This is a genomic window from Herbaspirillum sp. NPDC101396, assembly GCF_044767365.1.
Lineage (GTDB): Bacteria > Pseudomonadota > Gammaproteobacteria > Burkholderiales > Burkholderiaceae_D > Herbaspirillum.
In genome coordinates this window covers 400,602-421,635 of sequence record NZ_JBIWNT010000005.1, presented here as the reverse complement: position 1 = coordinate 421,635, position 21,034 = coordinate 400,602, and the positions used below count along the sequence as shown (strand labels likewise).

The 21,034-nt window shown below is 62.1% G+C and carries 19 protein-coding genes; 14 read left to right on the top strand and 5 right to left on the bottom strand.

Going from position 1 to position 21,034, the window contains the following annotated elements:
- The first annotated feature begins 25 nt into the window (after positions 1-25).
- Positions 26-796 (top strand): SDR family oxidoreductase, encoded by a 771-nt coding sequence (locus ACIROY_RS19280; protein WP_402275798.1) that lies wholly within the window; start codon positions 26-28, stop codon positions 794-796.
- A 106-nt stretch (positions 797-902) separates the two neighbouring features.
- Here the strand turns inward: ACIROY_RS19280 and ACIROY_RS19275 are convergent, their stop codons facing one another.
- Entirely contained in the window at positions 903-2,993 is a 2,091-nt protein-coding gene (locus tag ACIROY_RS19275; protein ID WP_402343352.1) for a TonB-dependent receptor family protein, read from the bottom strand.
- A gap of 354 nt (positions 2,994-3,347) precedes the next feature.
- Here ACIROY_RS19275 and ACIROY_RS19270 point away from each other — a divergent pair, with 354 nt between their 5' ends.
- The 8 genes from ACIROY_RS19270 (at position 3,348) to ACIROY_RS19235 (ending at position 12,369) form a co-directional block, all read left to right on the top strand.
- Positions 3,348-4,052, top strand: coding sequence for an SDR family oxidoreductase (locus ACIROY_RS19270; protein ID WP_402275792.1), 705 nt, complete (start codon positions 3,348-3,350; stop codon positions 4,050-4,052).
- Between the two features lie 15 nt (positions 4,053-4,067).
- Positions 4,068-4,703 (top strand): LysE family translocator, encoded by a 636-nt coding sequence (locus ACIROY_RS19265; RefSeq protein ID WP_402275789.1) that lies wholly within the window; start codon positions 4,068-4,070, stop codon positions 4,701-4,703.
- Positions 4,704-5,016: 313 nt separating this feature from the next.
- Positions 5,017-5,790 carry an enoyl-CoA hydratase/isomerase family protein gene (locus ACIROY_RS19260; protein WP_402275786.1) on the top strand — a complete coding sequence of 258 codons (774 nt, stop codon included), beginning with the start codon at positions 5,017-5,019 and terminating at the stop codon, positions 5,788-5,790.
- Between the two features lie 86 nt (positions 5,791-5,876).
- Entirely contained in the window at positions 5,877-6,950 is a 1,074-nt protein-coding gene (locus tag ACIROY_RS19255; protein ID WP_402275783.1) for an ABC transporter substrate-binding protein, read from the top strand.
- 14 nt (positions 6,951-6,964) lie between these two features.
- Complete coding sequence (locus ACIROY_RS19250; protein ID WP_402343349.1) at positions 6,965-8,032, top strand: ABC transporter ATP-binding protein; 1,068 nt, start codon at positions 6,965-6,967, stop codon at positions 8,030-8,032.
- 30 nt (positions 8,033-8,062) lie between these two features.
- Positions 8,063-9,814, top strand: coding sequence for an ABC transporter permease subunit (locus tag ACIROY_RS19245; protein ID WP_402343346.1), 1,752 nt, complete (start codon positions 8,063-8,065; stop codon positions 9,812-9,814).
- 28 nt (positions 9,815-9,842) lie between these two features.
- Positions 9,843-11,402, top strand: coding sequence for an AMP-binding protein (locus tag ACIROY_RS19240; RefSeq protein ID WP_402343343.1), 1,560 nt, complete (start codon positions 9,843-9,845; stop codon positions 11,400-11,402).
- Positions 11,403-11,478: 76 nt separating this feature from the next.
- Positions 11,479-12,369 (top strand): IclR family transcriptional regulator, encoded by an 891-nt coding sequence (locus tag ACIROY_RS19235; protein ID WP_402343340.1) that lies wholly within the window; start codon positions 11,479-11,481, stop codon positions 12,367-12,369.
- On the opposite strand, the gene ACIROY_RS19230 is transcribed toward ACIROY_RS19235, so the two are convergent.
- Positions 12,366-13,256, bottom strand: a complete 891-nt coding sequence (locus ACIROY_RS19230) for a DMT family transporter (RefSeq protein ID WP_402343337.1) — start codon at positions 13,254-13,256, stop codon at positions 12,366-12,368. The two genes, ACIROY_RS19235 and ACIROY_RS19230, sit on opposite strands and share 4 nt — an antisense overlap.
- Positions 13,257-13,388: 132 nt before the next feature.
- Between ACIROY_RS19230 and ACIROY_RS19225 the strand changes: the two genes are divergently transcribed.
- Positions 13,389-13,835, top strand: coding sequence for an Lrp/AsnC family transcriptional regulator (locus ACIROY_RS19225; RefSeq protein ID WP_402343334.1), 447 nt, complete (start codon positions 13,389-13,391; stop codon positions 13,833-13,835).
- Between the two features lie 48 nt (positions 13,836-13,883).
- Here the strand turns inward: ACIROY_RS19225 and ACIROY_RS19220 are convergent, their stop codons facing one another.
- From ACIROY_RS19220 to ACIROY_RS19210, 3 genes are all read right to left on the bottom strand, one after another.
- A complete protein-coding gene (locus tag ACIROY_RS19220; RefSeq protein ID WP_402275766.1) occupies positions 13,884-15,437 on the bottom strand; it encodes a methyl-accepting chemotaxis protein in 1,554 nt (517 codons plus the stop codon).
- A 208-nt stretch (positions 15,438-15,645) separates the two neighbouring features.
- The gene (locus tag ACIROY_RS19215; RefSeq protein ID WP_402275764.1) at positions 15,646-15,879 is read right to left on the bottom strand and encodes a hypothetical protein; all 234 of its coding nucleotides are present in this window, start codon (positions 15,877-15,879) and stop codon (positions 15,646-15,648) included.
- Between the two features lie 111 nt (positions 15,880-15,990).
- The gene (locus tag ACIROY_RS19210) at positions 15,991-16,371 is read right to left on the bottom strand and encodes a hypothetical protein (RefSeq protein ID WP_402343331.1); all 381 of its coding nucleotides are present in this window, start codon (positions 16,369-16,371) and stop codon (positions 15,991-15,993) included.
- A gap of 271 nt (positions 16,372-16,642) precedes the next feature.
- Here ACIROY_RS19210 and ACIROY_RS19205 point away from each other — a divergent pair, with 271 nt between their 5' ends.
- From ACIROY_RS19205 to ACIROY_RS19190, 4 genes are all read left to right on the top strand, one after another.
- Positions 16,643-17,437, top strand: a complete 795-nt coding sequence (locus ACIROY_RS19205; protein ID WP_402275759.1) for a MipA/OmpV family protein — start codon at positions 16,643-16,645, stop codon at positions 17,435-17,437.
- A gap of 9 nt (positions 17,438-17,446) precedes the next feature.
- The gene (locus ACIROY_RS19200) at positions 17,447-18,145 is read left to right on the top strand and encodes a response regulator transcription factor (protein ID WP_402275756.1); all 699 of its coding nucleotides are present in this window, start codon (positions 17,447-17,449) and stop codon (positions 18,143-18,145) included.
- Positions 18,142-19,500: a sensor histidine kinase gene (locus ACIROY_RS19195; RefSeq protein ID WP_402343329.1), complete on the top strand. Its 1,359-nt coding sequence runs from the start codon at positions 18,142-18,144 to the stop codon at positions 19,498-19,500. The genes ACIROY_RS19200 and ACIROY_RS19195 overlap by 4 nt, the downstream gene beginning before the upstream one ends.
- Positions 19,501-19,657: 157 nt before the next feature.
- Positions 19,658-20,908, top strand: coding sequence for an Hsp70 family protein (locus tag ACIROY_RS19190; protein WP_402275750.1), 1,251 nt, complete (start codon positions 19,658-19,660; stop codon positions 20,906-20,908).
- Positions 20,909-21,034 lie beyond the last annotated feature (126 nt).

Here is a 21,034-nt window from a genome sequence, read left to right as displayed (position 1 = left end):
GTCAGATCCATCTACGGGAGCAGTCATGCAATTGAAGAACAAAACCATCCTCATCACAGGCGGCAGCAGCGGCATCGGCCTGGAATTGACGCGCCGCCTGCTGGCGCTCGGCAACACAGTCATCATCACCGGCCGCGACGCCGGCAAGCTGGAGGCTGCCAAGCGCACGCTGCCGGCGGTGCACATCATCCGCAGCGACGTCAGCGACGTCGAGGCGATTGCCGCCTTGCACGCACAGGTGACCACGCAGTTTCCGGCGCTGAATGTACTGATCAACAATGCTGGCATCATGCGCAACCTCGACCTCAACGACATGCGTCATGGCGTCGCCGATATTACGCGCGAGATCGATATCAATCTGAGCGGGCCGCTGCGCATGGTGCAGCAATTCCTGCCGCACCTGAAAGCGCAACGGGAAGCCGCAATCATCAACGTTTCTTCGGGGCTGGCTTTTGTTCCGTTTGTTTCTTCACCGATTTATAGCGCCACCAAGGCGGCGCTGCACTCCTACTCGCAGGCGTTGCGCGTGCAATTGCGCGGCAGCAGCGTCACCGTGATCGAATTGGCGCCGCCGGGAACAGAGACGCCCCTGTTCCGTGACGAGTTCAAGGACGAGGTGAAGGACATGAAGGCGATGGATGTAAGAGAGCTCGCCGACCGTGCGATCAAAGGCATCGAAGCGGGCAAGCTGGAGATCCGTCCGGGATTGAGCAACGTGCTCAAGCTGATGAGCCGGCTGGCGCCGGAGTTCATGTTGAATCAGCTGGCGAAGAGTTTCAGGCCGGCCCGGGTGTAAAGATGCTGCCCGGGCGCCGCTGAAGGGGAAAATCCGGAAGACAGCCGACGTACGCCCGACGAACGCCCGATGTACACCCGGGGGCATACGTCGGGACATCACCTCATCAGAATGCGTAGCGGCCTTGCACGTAGATTGTGCGTGGCGCGCCGACGATGCTGCCCTGGTTGCCGTCGGTGGTGCGTGAATAGTAGCGGCGATCAGTCAGGTTGTTGATGCCGGCCATTACGTCAAATCCTTTTGCGTTCGGTACCTTCCAGTCCATTTGCGCATTCCAGATGCGGTAGCCGGGAATCGGACCATTCTTTCCGTCGGTGGTTTCGATCTGGCTATTGGTTTCGTCAGAGAACTGTCGGCTTTGATGCGTTGACGACAGATTGAAGCCCCAGGGGCCGATCTGATAGCGTCCGCCGATAGTATCGGTAGTGCGCGAATAGAAAGGCACGTCCTTGCCCGAATTCACACCGGACTTCAGCACTGCGCGAGTGTAGGTGTAGTTGGCATACACGCTCAGGCCGCGGAACATGCCGTCCTGGTCGAAGGCATAGTCGACGGCAGTTTCGAGACCATCATGCTGAGTCTTGCCGAGATTCTGATACGTGTCCGGCGACGTGATCAACGTGATCTGATTGTCGAAGCGAATGTTGAAATAGGTTGCTTCAGCCGACAGATTGCCGCCCTTCCAGCGTGCACCGAGTTCCGCCGTCTTGGCCAGTTCCGGTTGCAGGTTGTTCGGCGCGGAAGCTGCGCTCAGCTGCGTGTTCTGCACGACACCGAACGAAGTATTGTAGTTGGTGAACAGCGTCAGCTCCGGCGTGAGCAGGTAAGCAATGTTGAGCGATGGTAGCGGTTTGTTGTTGGTGACTTCGAACTTGATCGGCGACGCTACGTTCTGGCGGGTCGTCTGTATGTGTTCGAAACGTACACCTGGTGTGATGCGCCAGGCGCCGAAGGAAATTTTGTCATCGATATAGCCGGCGTGTGCATCGGTGCGATTCTTGTTTTTGGTTGCAGCACCATAGGCACCTGTTGCGATCGTTTCGGCAAAATTGTCGTCGTGACCACGTTCGCCAATGTAGCGATAGCCAACTGTGACGTCATTGGTCACGCTGCCGGTGGTGAAGCGCTGGGTGAAACGAGGTTCGATGCCGATAGTTTCGTAGAAACGGGGCTGATGCGTCAGCTGCGTAGTGGACGTGCCGATCAGTGCACTCTCGCGATAGCTCTCGTTGTAGTAGGTGCGAATTTCGAATTCCTGCGTGTCGGAGATCGTGTTCAGATAGCCGAGATCAATGCCGCGGCGATTCCCTTTCCAGTAATCGCGTGTGCGGGTGTTCTGGAATGGATCGGCGTTGTATTGCGCGGGTGTCAGACCGCCAGGCGTACGGGAGATGACGTCGTAGTAGGAAACCTTGCCGTAGATCTCGGAGCTGGGGGTGATTTCGTAGCGGAACTTCAGTGCAAAGTCGTTGATGCGCTCATTGCTGTTGGCACGCCATCCGGAGCCGTCGGTGCCGGAATACAGGAAGGCCAGGCCCAGGCCGTTGTCGAGCGTCGTTCCGGCGAAGGCGGTGTACTGTTTGTTGGAGCCGCCTTTTTCAAAGCTGTTGTAACGCATGGTGGCGTCGCCGCTGATACCGGGTTCGGTCGGGATGGCGCGTGTGCGGAAGTTGATGATGCCGCCGACGTTTTGCGGGCCGTAGCGTACGGCGCCGCCACCACGAACGACGTCAATTGCTTCGATATTGTTCAGGCTGACCGGAGCAAAAGAAATTTGTGGTTGTCCATAGGGGGCCGATGCCATCGGCACGCCATCGAGCAAGAGAGTCGAACGCGGCGAGTAGCGACCGGTCAGCCCGCGCACGCCGATATTGAGCGACATGGCGCCGCCTGCTGTACCGGAGTTGTCGGTGACCTGGACGCCGGGGATGCGGCGCATGACGTCGCCGATGGTGACCGCGCCGCTGCTTTGAATTTCTTCCTTCTTGATCACGGTGCGCGCACCCGGATAGGTCTTCACGCTGTTTTGCAGGCCGGTGCCCAGCCAATCGCCGCTCACCTGGATAGTCTCCAGGGTATTAGGGGTTTCAGTCTGCTGCGCATACGCAGCGCCGGACAGCGTCATCAACGCAGCGGCGATGGCGGTGGCGCAGCGGGTTTGCGCGGCAATGGCGCGGGGAAGCGGGAGCGATGTCATGGTGTCTTCTGGAAGGATAAAAAACGATGAGGGCGACGCCGGCGTTTTCCTCGTTCGATGCAGCCGGAGGCATGCAAAGAAAACGTAAGCATCTGTAATGGATAAGAATCATAACCATTTACATTTGCATGATCAAACCAAACATGCATCTTGATAGGCTCTGGAAAGCCAATACCCGCCTGCGCTTGCTCCAACCGTTGTAAAACGTCTACAGAATTGCACGGTGCCAAAATGTCAATTGCGGATAGCCGCAGCCTGGTCGTGCTCTTCGGGAAATGATGGCGTCCGGCAAATCCCCGGATGATCGTGTACGCTGTCGCGTTCTGATCGGATCGCATTTTCACGGAGCAGCAAATGAGCACAATCAAAGTAGCCCTTGTCATCGGCGGCGGTAGCGGCATGGGCGCCGGCGTGGCGCAAAAACTGGCGGCCGACGGCTTCGGCGTCGGCATTCTTTCTTCCTCCGGCAAAGGCGAGTCGCTCGGCAACAGCCTGGGCGGTGTCGGCGTCACCGGCTCCAACCGTTCGGTCGTCGATCTGCAAAAAGCCGTCGATGCCTGCCTCGCGCGCTGGGGCCGAATCGATGTGCTGGTCAACAGTGCCGGTCACGGTCCCAAGGGCAAGGTGCTCGAACTCAGCGATGAAGAATGGCTGCTCGGCATGGAGGTCTATCTGATGAACGTGGTGCGCAGCGCGCGCCTGGTGACGCCGCTGATGCAGCAGCAGGGCGGCGGGACCATCATCAATATATCTAGCTTCTCGGCGGTCGAGCCGTCGCAGTCGTTCCCGACCTCGAGCGTGTTCCGCGCCGGCCTGTCGGCCTACACCAAACTGTTCGCCGACAAGTACGCGCCGGAAAACATCCGCATGAACAATATCCTGCCCGGCTTCATCGACAGCCTGCCGGAAAAGCCCGGCATCAAGGAGCTGATCCCGATGGCGCGTTACGGCAAAGTAAGCGAAGTCGCGGCGCTGGCCTCGCATCTGGCGTCCGATGCGGCCGCCTACATCACCGGCCAGAACATCCGCATCGACGGCGGCATCACGCGTTCACTGTAAGAGAGGGACATCGACATGGTGCAATGGCCTGCCGTACTTGCGGTACTGTCCGTCTATATCACCGGCGTGACAATTCCCGGTCCCAATTTTGTCGCCGTCGTACACAAGGCGGTGTCGTCCACGCGTGCTGCTGCACTGGCGCTGGTGGCCGGCATCGTGATCGTGAATCTGTTCTGGGCCACCTGCGCCATCCTTGGCGTGGGCATCGTGTTCGCGGCGTTTCCATGGGCGGCGCTGGCGGTCAAGATCGCAGGGGCCGCTTACCTGATCTGGTTTGGCGGCAATCTCATCCTCAAGGCGGGGAGCGGATCTGCATCGTCGAACGAGGCGAGCGCCGCAGTCAACATGGAAGAGGCGGCGGGATTGCGCCAGGCTTTCGTGCAAGGCTTCCTGACCAACATCGTCAATCCGAAATCGATGGCCTTCTTCGCCGCGGTGTTCGCGTCAGCAACGCCGGCCCACGTCTCGTGGCCGACCTTCGCCGCCATGCTGGGCGTGGTCGGCGTGGTGGCCACGTCCTGGTATTCCATGGTGGCGATCCTGATGTCGCACGCGCGCATTGCCTCCCACTACCGTGCCGGCAAACTCTGGATCGACCGTCTCTGCGGCGGCGTCATCGTCGCGCTTGGCATTCGTCAGCTGGCGCGCTGAGCCAACCAATTTTCTCCCGCTCTTCAAGTAATCCCGCCTGAGTACAACTCTTCGCAGTGACGCAGTCCATCCCGGGCAGCGTCACCGCGTCTGATCGACCCCTTCCGCTCTCTTTTCCTCTTTTCGCTGCCGTATCTGCTTGCACCGCCGCCGATCGCGCGCGGCGCAATCGTAGTGCACCGCACCGTAAAAGCAGATGAAATGCACTGTTTACAAGCGAAATAAGCCATCTTGCAGCGCATATAGACAGGCATGGTAATTGCTGTACCATGAATTAGCGGTATAACATATTATTTATTGCATAGGAATAGTTATGGAAAAATTCATCAAGGTTTCACAGGACGGCAACGTCGCCATCATCACCCTCAACCGCCCTGAAAAGCTCAATGCCTGGAACAGCGAAATGCGCGCCGAGATCATCGCCGCGCTCAAGCGCAGCGATCAGGACGCGGCCATCGGCGCCATCATCATGACCGGCGCCGGCGATCGCGCATTTTGCGCAGGGCAGGACCTGGAAGAGGCGCACGGCTTCGACGAGCAACGCGCCGATGAATGGATGACCGAGTGGGAAAATTATTACCGCACGCTGCGCTCGCTCAAGAAGCCGCTGGTCATGGCGCTCAACGGCACCGCCGCCGGCTCGGCTTTCCAGGTGACGCTGCTGGGCGACATCCGCGTCGGCCATGCCGGCTCGCGCATGGGGCAGCCGGAAATCAATTCGGGCATTCCGAGCGTCACCGGTCCGTGGATCATGACCCAGATGCTGGGCCTGTCGCGCACCATCGAACTGACCCTGACCGGCCGCATGATGGAAGCCGAAGAAGCGCATCGCCTCGGCCTGATCCATCATCTGGTGCCGGCCGCCGAGGTCATGAGCAAATCGCTGTCCATCGCACGTGAACTGGCCGCCAAGCCGCCGGTTGCCATGCGCCTCGACAAGCAGCGCTTCTACGAGATCACCGAACCGAGTTTTGTCGACGCCATCGCCGCCGGCCGCCGCATCCAGGGCGAAGCCTACGCCACCGGCGAACCGGCCCGCATGATGGAAGAGTTCTTCAAGAAGCGCGGCCGCACCATCGGCGGCTGAACCGGAACCGGCATCACATTGCAGCACAAGGCACCACCGCAGTCGCAGGTCGGCAATTCCTCTAACAACCACTTATGGGAGTACGTATGACTCAGCAATTCAACAATCATCGCCGCACCGTCCTGAAAATGGCCGGCGCTGCAGGCATGGCGGCCGCGGGCGTCACCGGCGTCGCGTCGTCGGTCATGGCGCAAACCAAGCAACTGGTGGTGGCTGACCCGGGCGGTCCTTACACGGCAGCCTATCGCAAGGCCTTCTACGATCCGTTTGAAAAAGCCACGGGCGTAAAAATCGTCAACGTCGCCCGCGAAGCGCAGCCTGTTGCGCAACTGACCGCCATGGTGCAAACCAAAAATTTCGTGTGGGACGTCACTACGCTCACGCTGGCGCAGGACATTCCGATTCTCGAAGAAGCCGGCATGCTGGAGCCGCTCGGCATCGTGCCGACCGACTTCAAGAACATGCTGCCTGGTTCGATCACATCGAGCTTCGTCGGCGTCGACGTGTACGCCACCATCCTCGCCTACCGCACCGACAAGTTCGCCAAGAATCCGCCCAAGACCTGGGCCGACTTCTGGAACGTCGAGAAATTCCCCGGTCGCCGCTCGCTGCGCCGCAATGCCATCGACACGCTGGAGCAAGCGCTGATGGCCGACGGCGTTGCATCCGACAAGCTGTACCCGCTCGACCTCGACCGCGCCTTCAAGAGCCTCGACCGCATCAAGAAGCACGTGGCGGTCTGGTGGACCAGCGGCGCCCAGGCCATGCAGCTGATCCAGTCCGGCGAAGTCGACATGATCTCGACCTGGAATGCACGTGCGCAAACCGCCATCGAAGGCGGCGCACCGGTGGCGATCAACTGGAACCAGGGTCTGTATTCGATCGAAGGCTGGGGCGTGCCCAAGGGCAATCCGCGTGCCGCCGTCGCCAAGGAGTTCGTCAAGTTCTGTGCCGACGCCAAGCGCCAGAGCGGCTTTACCGACACGCTGGCATACGGGCCGACCGCACTGGAGGCCTACAAGGACATCCCCGCCGCGCGTGCCGCCATCCTGCCCACCGCACCAGCCAACATCGCCTTGATGCGTCCGCCCAGCGGCCTCTGGTGGCACAAGAACCGCAACGCCGTATCGGACCGTTTCAACGCCTGGTTACTTTCCTGATCGCGATACAAGTCATGACTGCCAGACTGCAAACACGTGCAATCAGCAAGCACTACGACAGCGTTACGGCGCTGTCGCCGACCGACCTCGACGTCCGCGACGGCGAGTTCCTGACCCTGCTGGGACCGTCCGGATCCGGCAAGACCACACTGCTGCAGATACTTGCAGGCCTGGTCGAGCCGAGCGGCGGTTCTCTATTCATCAACGGCAAGGACGCCACCCACACCGCTGCCGGCGAGCGCGGCATCGGCATGGTGTTCCAGAGCTATGCGCTGTTCCCGCATCTGTCGGTGTGGGAAAACATCGCCTATCCGCTGCGCATGCGCAAGATGGACAAGGCGGCCATGACGGCGGCCGTGCGCGATGCGTTGGAAATGGTGCAGATGGGCAGCTACGCCAACCGCTTGCCGCGCGAGCTGTCCGGTGGCCAGCAGCAGCGCATCGCGCTGGCGCGCTGCTTTGTCTACAAGCCGTCGGTGATCCTGCTCGATGAACCGCTGGGGGCGCTCGACAAGAAACTGCGCGAACATATGCAATCCGAAATCCGCAGCCTGCACAAGGATCTTGGCGCCACCTTCATCTACGTCACGCACGACCAGGAAGAAGCGCTCAACCTGTCCGATCGCATCTGCCTGATGAACCAGTCGAAGATCGAACAGATCGGCACGCCGCAGGATCTGTATGACCGACCGGCCACGGCCTTCTCGGCGCAGTTCATCGGCTACTCCAACCTGCTGTCGGGACGGGTGCAGGACAGTGCCGCCGGGGCGTCCGGTGCATGCCTTGGCAACGGCCGCTTCAACGTGCCTTTGCCGACGCAGCGTCCGGAGGGCGCGGGAATGAACGCCGAGATCTCGCTGGTGGTGCGACCGGAAGAAGCCTGCCTGGCCGGCGTTGGCGATGCCTACGTCAAGGGCATCGTCAGTGAAGTCGTGTTCGCCGGCTCGGATATCCGCGTGATGGTCGACATCGGCGAAAGCCGGCCGTTCCTGCTGCGCTGCGGCCGCCGCGAAGCACCGGCCGTCGGTGACGGCGTCGGCATCCGCTGGCATGCGGAACATGCCGCCGTCGTGACCTGCTAAGCCTCAGTTCCACCGATACGAGGATTCACCATGTCCAGTTCATTCTCTTCAAGCGCGGCGAAAAAGTCGCTGCGCGCGTGGCTGCCGGCCTTGCCGTGCTTCGTGTTCCTGATCTGCTTCTTCTGCGTGCCGGTGGTCGAGATCCTGCAGACCGGCATGGTCAACGCCGACGGTCACGCCACGCTCGACCAGTTCCGCCGCATGACCAACGACCTGGTGTTCGCCAAGGTGCTCGGCAACACCTTCCTGATCTCGGGATTGACGGCGCTGCTGTCGGTGGCGCTGGGTTTTCCGGTGGCGTATTTCCTGAGCCAGTTGAGCGACAGCTTTCGCGAGCGCTGGATGATCTGGATCATGGTGCCGTTCTGGACCAGCTACCTGGTCAAGACCTTCGCCTGGATCCTGATGCTGTCGAAGACCGGCATCCTGCTGACGCTGGCCGCCAGCCTCGGCCTGGTGGACGATCCGCACGCGCTGGCGCCCTCCATGCTGGGTGTGATGATCGGCATGGTGCACGCCATGCTGCCGCTGGCGGTGATCAACATGTTGCCGATCATGCGCGGCGTCAACGCACAACTGCTGCAGGCGGCGGAGACTTTGGGAGCCAATCGATCGATCGCCTTTTTCTCGGTGTTCCTGCCGATGGCCGGACCCGGCATCGCGGCGGCCGGCCTGCTGGTGTTCATCACCAGCCTGGGCTTCTTCATCCTGCCGGCGCTGCTCGGCACACCGAAGGAAACCATGGTCGCGCAGCTGGTGATCTCGGCCATCAACGACCTGTTCAACCTGCCGTATGCGGCGGCGCTGTCGACCATCCTGCTGATCTTCGCGGTGGCGGTGTTCATTCTGTACGACAAGCTGGTGGGTTTGTCTTCGCTCAGCGGTGACGCCCGTGCGGCGCCGAAGAAGAACAGTTCGGCCGCGACCACTGCGCTGTTGATCGGCATCGGCCGCCTGTGCGGCAATGGCTACGGCGCGGCCGGCCCGGTGCTGCAGAAAGTGAAGGGACTGAAGCTTTACAGTTTGCTCGCGGTGGCATTACTGTCACTGCCGATTGTCGTGGTGTTCCCGATCGCCTTCACCAATTCGCCGTTCCTGTCGTTCCCGCCGCAGGGTTTCAGCCTGCGCTGGTTCGAAGCCTTCATTTTTTCGCCGGTATGGCAGGCCTCGTTCCTGCGTTCGTTCGGCGTCGCCATCGTCACCGCGCTGGCGTCCACCGCGCTAGGCGTTGGCGCGGCACTGGCGCTGACGCGTCTGCCGCCGCGCTGGACCAAGCCGGTGTTTGCCTTTCTGCTGGCGCCGCTGATCGTGCCGCGCATCGTGGTGGCGGTCGGCCTGTTCTATCTGTTCTCGCGCATGGGCCTGGTCGGCACCGATCTCGGCCTGACCATCGGTCACACGGTGCTGGCCATCCCGTACGTCGTGGTCACCATGGCGGCGGCGCTCAAGCGCTTCGATTGGCGCCTCGACGACGCCGCCCGGATCCTCGGTGCATCCGCCTTCGCGCGGCTGCGCACGATCCAGCTGCCGATGATGATCGGCAGCGTTGCAGCGGCCCTGCAGATGGCGTTCATCATTTCCTTCGATGAACTCACCATCGCGATTTTCGTCAGCGGCGGCATGAAGAACACGCTACCCAAGCAGATGTGGGACGACATGATCCTGCAGGTCAATCCGACCCTGGCCGCGGTGTCGCTGGTCATGGTGATCGTGATTGCGCTGCTGGTCCTGTTGCCTGCGTTCTACAAGATGGCGCGTCGTCGCACGCACGCCATCCATTGACAGTCATCAACATTTATCCGAATCCGATATGCATCGCTACACACACTACTTCCCGTCCCGTTGCGGCGACGACCAGCTTGACGTCGTCTCGCTGCTGCTCAAAGGCTTGCTTGAAAACAGCGACCGTACGCTGATTGTCTTCAACGGCCGCAAGACCTCCTTCGCCGAGATGGCGGTGCGTGTCGCCGCCATGCAGCAACGCCTCGTCGCCCGCGGTATCCGCCGTGGCGACCGCGTTGCGCTGATGCTGGAAAACGGCCTTGACCACATGGCGCTGATCTATGCGCTGATGCTGAGCGGCGTGGTGTGGGTGCCGGTCAACATGCGTCTGAAGGCGCCCGGCATCAGCTATCTGCTGGGGCATTGCGCCCCTACGCTGTTTATTGCCCAGCGCAGCTTCGCCGAACCGCTGGCCGAGCTGCCAGAGTTGCAGGACAGGCTGGCCTGGCTCGATGAATTCGCCGGTGAGATGCCGGTGCCGGAACAGCCGCGTCCGCGCGCCGCCGACATTGCACCGCTCGACACGCTGTGCCTGATCTACACCTCCGGCACCACCGGCGCACCCAAGGGCGTGGTGTTCACGCATCGCATGATGCGCATCGCCAGCGAAGGAACACTGCTGGTGTCGGACGTGCGTCCCGGCGACCGCATGTTCGTGTGGGAACCGCTGTGCCACATCGGCGGCGCACAGATGCTGCTGGTGCCTTTCCTGCAGCAGACCGAACTGCATATCGTCGAGCGCTTCTCCTCCAGCAAGTTCTGGCAGCAAGTGGAGGCGGCGCAGGCCACGCATCTGCATTATCTCGGCGGCATCCTCGACATCCTCACGCAGCTGCCGCCTGACATGCAACCGCCGCATCACACGCTGCGCGTGGCATGGGGAGCAGGTGTTTCTCCGCGCGCCTGGAACGGCATCCTGGCGCGTTTGAAACTGTCGCTGCGCGAGTGCTACGGCATGACCGAAGGGTCAAGCTTCACCACCGTCAACACCAGCGGCAAAGTCGGATCGATCGGTCGCGCGCTGCCGTGGCTGAAGGTCGAACTGCGCGATGCCGACGGCATGCCGACGCCGGTCGGCGCGATCGGTCAAGTGGTGGTCTCCAGCGATGTCGAAGGCTGCTTCCTGCCGGGCTATCTGGACAATCCCAAGGCCAGCGCGGAAGCGCTGCAGGGCGGCAAGCTGCACACCGGCGACATGGCGCGCATGGACGAGCAGGGCGACCTGTATTTTGTCGGCCGCAAGACCGACAGCATGCGCGTGCGCGGCGAGAACGTCTCGGCCTGGGAAATCGAACGCGTCTTCGTGATGCATCCGGCGGTGGCGGCAGCCGCTGCGGTCGGCGTCACCGGAGACATCGGCGAACAGGAAATCATGCTCTATGTGCAGTACAAGGAAGGGCAGGAAGCGTCCTTTCCGGCGCTGGCGGAATGGGCGAAATCGAAGCTGGCCAGTTACCAGCTGCCGCGCTATTACATCCAGGCCGACGGTTTCGAGACCACGCTCAGCGAACGCATCAAGAAGCACCTGCTCAAGCCCGACCTCGCCGCCGCATGGGACAGTAGCCCGGTGCGGGCAGAACGACGATAATAGCGCTTTCAATCAAACCTTCACGCGGGTCTTTACCCGTCCACGCCGCAGAGCCACCAAGCCGACAAGCCAACTTATGACGAAGAAAACCGACGGCGCTGAAATCAAGACGCGCGCCAAGCCGGCCAAGCGCGCTACTGCGGCAGTTGCCGCCGACATTGACGAAGCCGGCGTGGTGGCGCCCGCGACCGACAACACCGGCATCAACTCGCCGCTGTACGTCAACTCGGTGGAAAAATCCATGCGCGTGCTGATGGCTTTCGACGGCCAGCAGCGCCAGCTGTCGCTGTCGCAGATCGCTGCCCTGACGGGCTTTGACCTCAGCACGGCGCAACGCTTCACCTACACGCTGATGACGCTGGGTTACCTGACCAAGGATGACGAAGTCCGCAAGTACGAGCTCGCGCCCAAAGTGCTCAACTTCGCCTATCACTACCTGACCTCGAGCGACCTGGTGCGTCGCGCCACGCCTTACCTGCAGCAATTGAGCCAGGAAACCGAAGAGACCACCAACCTGACCATCCTCGACGGCGCCGACGTGGTGTTCGTGCAGCGTATCGTCAGCCGCAACGTGCTCAATCCCAACGTCGTCACCGGCACGCGCCTGCCCGCCTATTGCACGGCCTCGGGGCTGGCGATCATGTCAACGCTGGATGATGCCGAGATCGACGACATCCTCGACCGCAGCGATCTCAAGATGTACACGCCGTTCACCATCGCCGACCGCGGCCAGATCAAGCAGCGCCTGGCGCAGTTCCGTGAGCAGGGCTATGCGCACATCCGCGAGGAATATTTTCTGGGAGACATTTCGACCGCCGCAGTGGTCCGCGATTCTCGCCTGGGCCGCGCACTCGGCGCCGTCAACATGGCGGTTACCACGGCGCGCTGGAACGGTGAGAGCGACGAACGTCGCCACGCCGATCTGGTGATGCTGGCGGCGCGCGCGATTTCCATCCAGGGACGCTAGACGCCTGCACGTTTGCGCCCAAGTACGCGCCAGCCCAGGCTCATGCCCGCCGTCGCCAGCAGCACTGCCGCGACGCCGCACCATTGCAGCGGCTGCAGCCGGTGCCCGAACGCCACCCAATCCACCGCAATTGCCGCCACCGGATAGATGAACGCCAGCGTGCCGGTGATCACGGTCGGCAGCTTCTGGATCGCGCCATACAGCCAGACGTACATCACGCCGGTGTGGACGATGCCCATGACGATCAGGTAACTCCATCCCGACCCTTGCGGCAGGGCGGAGAAATCCGCCAGCGGCGCCAGCAGCACGATACCCACGGCAACCTGGATCAGCGCGATCAGATGCGGCGGGGTGCCGGTCAGGCGCTTGGCGATCAACGCCGCGACCGCGTACAGGAAGGCGGCACCGAGCGCCAGCGCCACGCCCGCCAGGTAACTGCCGCTGGCATAACCCGCGTCCGCGCGTGCATTGACGATCACCAGCATGCCGATGAAACCGGTCGCCAGCCACACCAGCTTGTCGGCGGCAATGCGCTCGCGCAGCAGCACGGCGCCGAGCACCACCAGCATCAGCGGCTGGGTGTTGTAGACCGTCGTCGCGATGGCGATGGACGCATGCGAATACGCGGCGAACAGCAGCACCCAGTTGAACACGATGGCGACGCCGCCCAGCGCGGCCCAGCCGAGCACGCGCGCGCTGAGCAGCTCGCGGCGCAACAGGCCGCGCCAGCCGCAGATCGCCAGCAGCGCCAGCGTGCCGAACACGCAGCGCCAGAACACCACATTGAGCACCGACAGTCCCGACGCCAGCACGAACCAGCCGATGCTGCCCGAAATCAGCATGGCGCCGGTCATCTCAAAGGCGCCGCGCCTGATGTTTTTTGTCATGGATATTCCTCGTAGGCAGAAGCCGATATTGTGCCGGACCGGGGCGGCCGATTCCATGCATTAAATTAGGCAAAAGCCGGATTCGGCCTTTATTATTGATGGTGTTTTCCGGCATTCAGGAGTAAAGAAAAGATGCTCGACCATATCGACAAGAAGCTGATCCAGCTGCTCGCGGCGGATGCGCGCGCCTCGCTGAAGGCCTTGGCGCAGGCTAGCGGCCTGTCGGCGCCGAGCGTGACGGAACGTCTCAAACGGCTGGAAGAGCGTGGCATCCTGAGGGCCTACACGATAGACATCGACACGCATGCGCTCGGCTACCAGATCCAGGCCATCGTGCGTATCCGCCCCTTGCCGGGACAGCTGCACGCGGTCGAGCGGCAAATCCTGGCAACGCCGGAATTCACCGAATGCGACAAGGTCACGGGAGAGGATTGCTACATCGCGCGGCTGTTGGTGCGCACGCTTCCGGAGCTGGACCTGGTGCTGGACCGTTTCGCCGCCAGCGCGCAGACCAATACGGCCATCATCAAGAGCACGCCGCTCAAGCGCAGGTTGCCGCCGCTGGCGGGCGGCGAGTGAGGCTACGTCCCGGACTGCATGACTGCAGTCCGGAATGCCTTGCAATGATCAGGTGCGCAAGGCTGCCTGACCGCCGCTTTGTTCCGCCAGCACGAACACGCTGACCAGTTGCGCCAGGTTGGCGGCCTGTTCCTGCATCGAGGCCGCCGCCGCTGCGGCTTGCTCCACCAGCGCGGCGTTCTGCTGCGTGACTTCGTCCATCTGGTTGATGGCGCGGTTGACTTCTTCGATGCCCGAGCTTTGTTCCTGCGTCGCCGCGCTGATTTCCGCCACCACGTCGGACACATGTTTGACGCTGGTGACGATGTCCTGCATGGTGACGCCGGCACGCTCGACCAGCTTGCTGCCGATGTCGACCTTGCCGACCGAATCCTCGATCAGCGCCTTGATTTCCTTTGCCGCACCGGCGCTGCGTTGCGCCAGTGTGCGCACTTCCGATGCGACCACCGCAAAGCCGCGGCCCTGTTCACCGGCGCGCGCCGCTTCTACTGCGGCGTTCAAGGCCAGGATGTTGGTCTGGAAGGCGATGCCGTCGATCACCGCGATGATGTCGACGATCTTGCGTGAGGAAGCGTTGATTTCTTCCATGGTGTCGACCACCTGGCCGATCACTGCGCCACCGTCGACCGCCACACCCGAGGCGGAGATGGCGAGCTGGTTGGCTTGTTTGGCGTTGTCGGCATTCTGGCGCACGATCGAGGTGAGCTGCTCCATCGCGGAGGCGGTTTCTTCGAGGGCGCCGGCTTGCTGTTCGGTGCGTGACGACAGGTCGAGGTTGCCGGCCGCGATCTGGCTGGATGCGGTGGCGATGGTGTCGGTGCCGCTTCGCACGCCGCTGACGATCTTCGACAGATTGTCGCGCATCGAGCGGATCGACAGCAGCAGGCTGTGGCGGTCGTTCTTGCGCAGGGCGATGCGCGTCGACAGATCGCCTTGCGAGATGCGGTCGACCACGCCCATGGCGTCGGCCGGCTCTCCGCCCAGCTGTCTCATGACGGTGCGCAGCGTGAGGTAGGCGATGACGCCGATTACCGCCATCAGCGCGCCGCCGATCAGCAGCAGGATCAGCGCGTTGCGATAGAACTGGGTGTTGATGTCGTCGATATAGGCGCCGAAGCCGACGGTCCAGTCCCACGGCGCGAACTTGATGACGGCATACAGTTTCTGCACTTTTTCCACCGTGTTGGGACGCGTGCCTTCGGCCTGCAGGATGCCGATGTCATGTCCGGCCAGCGCCGCGCGGTAGCGGTCGCCGTCGGCGCGCGCGGTCTTGTCCTGGATGCCGACGCGCTTGGGGTTCGGATGGACGTAGTTGACGTCGTCGGTGTAGCCGCGCACGAAGAAGTAGTTCTGGTCCTTGGCGAAGCTGCCGATGATGAGCTTGGCTTGCGCCTGCGCCTGTTCGCGCGTCATCTTGCCGGATTGCTCGAGCGCGTAGATCTTGTTCAGCGAAGCGTCGGCCAGCGTCACCAGCAGCGACAGCTGCGCAGTGCGTTCTTCCAGCATGGTGTTCTTCAGGGTGTTGAGCGAGACCATTGCGATGATCACGATGCCGAGCAAAGTCGGTGCGCATAAAAGAACGATTCTGGTGCTGAGCTTCAAGATGCTTCCCCCGTGGTGGTGATCCGGCCGTCGACTTCGATCTGGTCGTCGGCGTTGTTGTGAACGTGTATTGTATGAAAGCTGATTGTCATCAAGCTGAAATATTTCTAGTGTATAGCGCAATATTTCTAAGATTTCAGCAAGTTTTGCGCCATGCACGTAGAAAAGGCCCTGTAAGAACCGGGCCTTTCCCCTCTATTTTTCCCGATCAGGACGGCAGAAAGGCCACCAGCCATGGCATGCGCCGGCCTGCCGACTCGAAGGCCTCCGGCTGGGTCGCGAAACGCGTCGCCGAGTAGTCCGCCGTCAGTGTCCATTTCCCTTCGTCTTCAGGATCCTTGCGAAATGCCTTGTAGCTGAAGCTGCCGTCGTCGTTTTCGATGAAGTCGACGCAATGCATGCCGTTGTCGTCTTCGATGCTGAGGATCACGTTCTTGTTCATGGCTGGTCCCTGGAGTGCCGCGCGGTAATTTGCGCCGTGGCTCCGGCGCGCCGCTTAACGGTACTACGGAATCGGCCGACCCGCGCAATGCGGCCGGTAACCAGAGCTTGGTCAATAGTGGATGGTGACGACGCGCGGCGCCTTGCTGCGGTCGGCGCCGGTGGAGTTCATACTGGCAGAAGACGTCACAGGTCTGGCCATGTTCGCCGATTCGGGATCGCGATCCAGATAATACGGATCGGCCGACGCTGCCACCGCGACGATTTCACCGAGCACGTTGTGCGCGCGTTCGGTCGCTGCAACCTGGACGCTGTTGCAGGTTTCGAAGTAGTCCGCGCTGCCTTCGCTGAAGTCGATCCGGCAACGTTCCGCCACCATCGCAGACGCACCCAGCTGGCCCGTCGATGCTGCACGCGGCCCATGACCCAGATGAAGTTGCATGCCGATTGCCAGCGTCAGCAGTGCGAGTGAACAGGTTTGTTTGGTCATCATTTCCCCTCCCTTTGATTTAACTTTAATTGACATTTCTGCCATGCCCTATCGGAGAAATCCTGAGAGGTATGTTGGAATGATTTTCTTGGGGAAACAGGTGAAAAGACCCGTAAGTAACTGGTAAGTCGGCCTGCCCGATGATCGTGGCGCATTCCATCCACCACGATCTCCGGGAGTTTTCGATGATCGTGGTGCATTCCATTCACCACGATCTTCTGGAGTTTTCGATGATCGTGGTGCATTCCATTCACCACTCTCCCCGGGAGTTTTCATGCGGCACACTACAGTTGTCCTTCGCGCCATCGTTTTTGGCGTCACCCTCGGCGGCGCTTGCGCGGCGTCAGCACAAACCGCAACGCAAGACGCCTCAGGCGGTAATGGCGTCACCGGCCAACAGGAGCCGGGCTGGGGCATCGGCCTCGGCGCCGGCTTCGAGCGTAGCCCGTACCGCGGCTACGGCACCAAGACCTCGGCCCTACCCATTCTTCTGTACAACGGCGCCTACTTCCGCGTGGCCGGTCCGGCTGTCGACTTCAAGCTGGGCAGCCTGGGCCAGTTCGATTTCACCCTGCGCGCCAAATATGCCAACCAGGGTTACAAGTCCGGCGATGCGCCCATCCTCAACGGCATGGACGAGCGCAAGGACGGTTTCCACCTGGGCGGTACGGCGACATGGCGTGCGCCGTTCGCCAAGTTCACGCTGGAGTGGCTCAAGGCCGCCGGCAACAGCAACGGCCAAACGGTTAAACTGGGCGCCGAGCGCGGCTTCACAACCGGCAGCGTGCGCCTGACGCCGCATCTGGGCGTGACCTGGATGAACAACGAATACGTCAACTATTACTATGGCGTGAAGTCGTCGGAAGCCACCTCCGCCCGCGCGGCCTACAACGGCAAGTCGACCGCCAACGTCGATGCCGGGGTGCGCGCCGACTACAGCCTGACCACGGCGCAGTCGGTGTTCCTGGACCTCGGCGTGACGCATTACGGCAGCGGCATTACCGACAGTCCGCTGGTTGATCGTTCCACCTCGCCGTCGCTGCGGCTGGGGTATGTTTATAAATTCTGAGGGTAAGCAATGAATCGCATCGCGCTGCTGGAAGATCATGAACGCATGGCGGCGCTGATTGCGAAGGCGCTGGCTGCGGCCGGCATCGAGACCGATGTTTACGCCACCATCGCGCATGCCGCCGCCGGCTGCACGCAGATGGCGTATCCGGTGCTGGTGCTGGATCGCAGCCTGCCTGACGGCGACGGCCTTGACCTGGTGCGGCAGTTGCGCGCGCGCGGCGTGCTCACACCGTGCCTGATGCTGACCGCGCGCGATGCCCTGCATGATCGCGTGGCAGGACTCGAAGCCGGCGCCGACGATTACCTGCCCAAGCCTTTTTCGATGGAAGAAATGGTGGCGCGTGTGCGTGCGCTGATGCGCCGTCCCGCGCAGCTGCAAAGTCTATCGCCCGAATTCGCCGGCTTGCGCGTCGAGCCCGACGCCGGCTGCATGCGCCAGGGCGAGGAGTCGGTGTCGCTGGCGGCGGCCGAGATGCAACTGATGCTGGCGCTGGTGCGCGCGGCCGGCAAGTCGGTGCGGCGCACGGCGCTGGAAGCGGCGGCCTGGGGTTTGTCCGAACCGGTCACGCCGAACGCGCTTGATGTCGCGCTGCATCGGCTGCGGCGCAAACTCGCGGCGATTGAATCGCCTCTGCAGATCAGCAATATTCGCGGCCATGGCTATGCCTTGCTCGATGCCGCAAAGCCGGAGCAGGTGCAATCATGAAGAGTCTTTCCTCAAGACTGCTGACCACGACGGCGATCGCGCTGAGCTGCATCAGCGGCATCGTCGTGCTGGTGCTGGCAGTGCTGTTGCGCTGGGGGCCGGACATGCTGATCAATCTGGATCTGGAGCACAATGCGGCGCGCATCGTCGCCGGCGTCCATTTCAATGCCGACGGCGTGCCCGACAGCGTCAGGTTGAATCAGAAAATGACGGCGATCTATTCCGTGCTGTTGCAGGATGCCGCCTACCGTGTGGTCGATCAGCGCGGCGTCGCCTTGCTGTCGTCGGACCACGCCGTCACAGCCTATGCACCCGCCGGTGAGAACTTCGATCCGCAGCGCACCCGCTTCCGCGTGGTCAACAGCGGCGAAGGGCAACAAGTCCTGACCGTACCTTTCATTCACGACGATCGCACTTTCTACGTCCAGCTGATGCGCAGCGAACGCATGCAACGGATCATCGTCGGCAGCGACAGCGAAAAAGCGCAGAAGATCGCCATTGCGGTCGCCGTTGTCGCCATGCTGCTGTTCAGCCTGATCGTGGTGGCCACCTTGCATCGCGCGCTGAAGCCGCTGCGCAAGGCGTCAGCCGCCGCCGGACAGATCCAGGTCGACAACTTGTCCGCGCGTTTGTCGCTGGAAGACGTGCCGAGCGAACTGACGCCGCTGTTCACCGCTTTCAATCTGGCATTGCAACGGCTGGAGGACGGTTATCGCGTACAGCGCGAATTCCTCGCCACCGCCGCGCATGAGCTGAAGACACCGCTGGCGCTGATGCGTGGCCAGATCGAGCTGGATGAGCGCGGCGACCGCGGCGCTTTGCTGCGCGACCTCGACCACATGGCGCGCCAGGTGCATCAACTGCTACATCTGGCTGAAGCCAGCGAGCACCAGAATTACGCGATGGAACAGATCGACCTCAAGGACATCGCCGCCGAAGCTTCCGCGCAACTGGAGCGCCTGGCGCAACAACGCGAAGTGCATATCGTCGGTCCGGCCAACGAAGAACCGGTAATGATCGCAGCCGATCGCGGCGCGCTGTTCGTACTGATGCGCAACCTGATCGAGAATGCCGTGCACCACGCGCCGCCCGGCAGCGCCGTCGATGTCGACGTCAGTGCGCGCGGCGTCGCCGTGCGCGACTACGGCGACGGGATTCCGGCCGACGCCATGCCGCAATTGTTCAAGCGCTTCTGGCGCGGCCCACATCGGCGCGACGAAGGCGCCGGCCTGGGCTTGTCCATCTGCGAAGAAATCGCCCATGCCCATGGCTGGACGCTGCAGGCTGAGAACGCAGGGCCGGGCGCGCGTTTCCGGATCAACTTCAGGGCCGGCTTGCAGGCGACTGCAGTCTGACAATCAAGCCTTTTCGGCTGCTTTTGCAGCTGTTTTATTGTCGTTTCCATAATATTTTCCGCATTGCGGAAAGCCACGCCCCCGGTATCCGCTTTACTACAGACACGCGCCGCGCTTTTCTATATCATCGCGCCTTTGCAAAAAAGCAGGGATAAGCATGTCAGACGCTTGCGGCGTGGATTTCGGCACTTCCAATTCCACGATGGGCTGGAGCAGGCAGGGACAACCTTCCTTGCTTGCGCTCGAAGACGGCAAGATGACCTTGCCGTCGGTGGTGTTCTTCAACGCCGATGAAAACGAATTCAGCTACGGCCGCGCCGCGCTGTCGACCTACCTGGCCGGCTACGAGGGCCGGCTCATGCGTTCGCTCAAGAGCCTGCTCGGCTCGGGCATGATCGACGGCCAGACCGAAGTGGGCGGCCGCGCGCTGCCGTTTCGCGCCTTGCTGTCGCAATTCATCGGTGAACTCAAGCAGCGCGGCGAACGCGCCGCCGGTCGCCGCTTCGACAGCGTGGTGCTGGGCCGTCCGGTGCACTTCGTCGACGACAACGCCGAGGCCGACCAGTTGGCGCAAGACACGCTCGAAGAAATCGCACGTGCGGTCGGCTTCAAGCACATCGCCTTCCAGTACGAACCGATCGCCGCTGCCTTCGACTACGAATCCACCATCGCCCGTGAAGAACTGGTGCTGATCGCCGACATCGGCGGCGGCACCTCGGACTTTTCGCTGGTGCGCCTGTCGCCCGAGCGCGCGAAGCAAACCGACCGCCTCGACGACATCCTTGCCACCGGCGGCGTGCACGTCGGCGGCACCGACTTCGACAAATACCTCAGCCTGTCCAGCGTCATGCCGCTGCTCGGCCTCGGCAGCAAGCTGACCAGCAACAGCGAAGTGCCGTCGGGTTATTACTTCAACCTGGCGACCTGGCACACCATCAACCTGATCTACACGCGCAAGGCCTGGCAGCAATTGCAGGACGTCTACCGCGAAGTCGCCGAGCGCGACAAGTTCGCGCGCCTGCTCGACCTGGTCGAACAGCGCGCAGGCCACTGGCTGGCGCTGCAGGTGGAAGCGGCCAAGATCGGCCTGTCGGCCGATGAATCCTTCACGCTCGAACTCGACCGCCTGCGTCCGCCCGAGACGCTGCAACTGAGCCGCGCCGGTTTCGACGCCAGCATCGACCATCTGGTGGAGTCGGTCGAGCAGACCGTCGGCAAGCTGCTGGCCGACGCCGGCGTGAAGGCCGACGCCATCGATTCGGTGTTCTTCACCGGCGGCTCCAGCGGCGTGCACCTGCTGCGCAAGCGCATCGCCGCACTGGTGCCGAATGCCAAACAAGTCGAAGGCGATTTGTTCGGCAGCATCGGCGCCGGACTGGCATTAGATGCCGTGCGGAAATTCTCTTGAAACCTGTTCATGATCCTACTGCGAGGCCGTGATCTGGCGTCGGGCGGTGCTCGCAATCCTCGTGTACTCAAGTACACTCCGGTTGCTCCGCTCCGGCCGCCACCAGCTGACGGCCTCTCGCTACGG